This is a genomic window from Bacteroidia bacterium (assembly GCA_016218155.1).
In the GTDB taxonomy this organism is placed as follows: Bacteria; Bacteroidota; Bacteroidia; order Bacteroidales; family GWA2-32-17; genus GWA2-32-17.
In genome coordinates this window covers 1-1,442 of the sequence record JACREQ010000080.1, presented here as the reverse complement: position 1 = coordinate 1,442, position 1,442 = coordinate 1, and the positions used below count along the sequence as shown (strand labels likewise).

The window sequence follows — 1,442 nt, the reverse complement described above, 5'->3', positions numbered from 1 at the left end:
TTTTAAAATCAGTTCAAGCCTATTTTAGTAATCATTTATTTCCATCCCTAATTCCTAACACAAGTTAAATGGTTTAAATTTTTTTACCTGTTTTTCAAACTGAAAAAATATCCCTACTTTTAACCCTGTGAACGGTTACGAAAAATTTTTGAAGCGTTTAATATCCCTCTGGCAAAATTACATAGTTATTAACTTTAAAAATCCTTTTAGGATTAATACGTTTATCTAATCCATCATAATTACCTCTTTTTTTGCTTTTTACCGACTGGCTTAATGATTTTACAGAATCCCTTTTAGCGATAAGTTCTTTTTGCAATTTATCAATTAATGGTAGATTTCTTGCATTTATTTCATCAAGTTCTTTTTGTACTCTATCCGCATCTGATTGTTTTTTCTTAAAAACAGGACCATTGCCAAATACATGAGTACCTTTTGATGCATCCCATTCTCCATTTGCTTCGCTAATTAAATTATCCCTAACCTTGGCTTTTTCACTAATTTCTTTGTTTAAGTTACTAATCTGAGATTCTAGTTCGGATATGTCATTTTTAAGAGGATTTATTAATGCATCTTCTTTGTACTTTATATCTTTTTGTTTCATGTTTTCAATCTCATATTCTACTGACGTATGGAATATTTGAAGCTCAAGAGGTTTTGAAATTACAAAAGCAATTATAGCCGCAAGGAACAACCGAATTATAGCAAGTCTATTTTTGCCCTTTTTCATACTTGAAACTATCCATCTATCAAGATTAAAAATCATTGAGCCGTATATCAATCCAAAAAGTATTGAACTAATAATTCGTTGCATTGAATATAAATCATTGAATACGAAATATAATGCATAACTACCAGAAATAACAGCAAAAAGCCCAGTAAAAAAGACAGTACCACCAATACCAAAATATTTTTCATGTTCGGTTGGGCATTTTTCTAAAATAGATTTATTTGCCCCTGAACACCACCAAAAAAAATTTCTTAATTTATTCATAATGTCTCCTTATTGTTTTTATAATATCGTACATTTTGAAATTATTACGGTACTTCCTCTCTAATGAATCAAATATTTTAGATTTGATATATGAAAAAAACTCATATAAATTTTTATATTTGGTTGTATAATCATAGATTCGTCTTCTTTTAAACTTTCTTGATGCCCTTCTTAGAATTTGTTTTACTTCTTTAAATGAAAAACGATGAGGGAATAATTCGGATTTAATATCAATTATTTTAGGTGTGTTAAAATTAAGGTTTTCAAGAGCAGTCAATTTTAAGTTGCTTGGTACTGTGACAAGAGAATTTAGGCTAAGTTCTAATTTAAACAGCAAATTATTATATTTGCGGAATGAAACAACATTCCGAAATATTAGAACAGTTCCGACGACTGGATGGCAATGACCAGGAAAAATTGCTTATACAATTACAACAAGAGTTTGAAAGTA

The 1,442-nt window shown here is 28.9% G+C and carries 1 protein-coding gene; it reads right to left on the bottom strand.

Annotated elements, in window-relative coordinates; genetic code table 11:
- Window positions 1–157 precede the first annotated feature (157 nt).
- Window positions 158–991, bottom strand: a complete 834-nt coding sequence (locus tag HY951_14695; protein MBI5541312.1) for a DUF4407 domain-containing protein — start codon at window positions 989–991, stop codon at window positions 158–160.
- Between the last annotated feature and the right edge of the window lie 451 nt (window positions 992–1,442).

Excerpts from the sequence above, each read along its gene's own strand:
- HY951_14695 (MBI5541312.1), bottom strand. The coding sequence starts at position 991 with ATGAATAAATTAAGAAATTTTTTTTGGTGGTGTTCAGGGGCAAATAAA.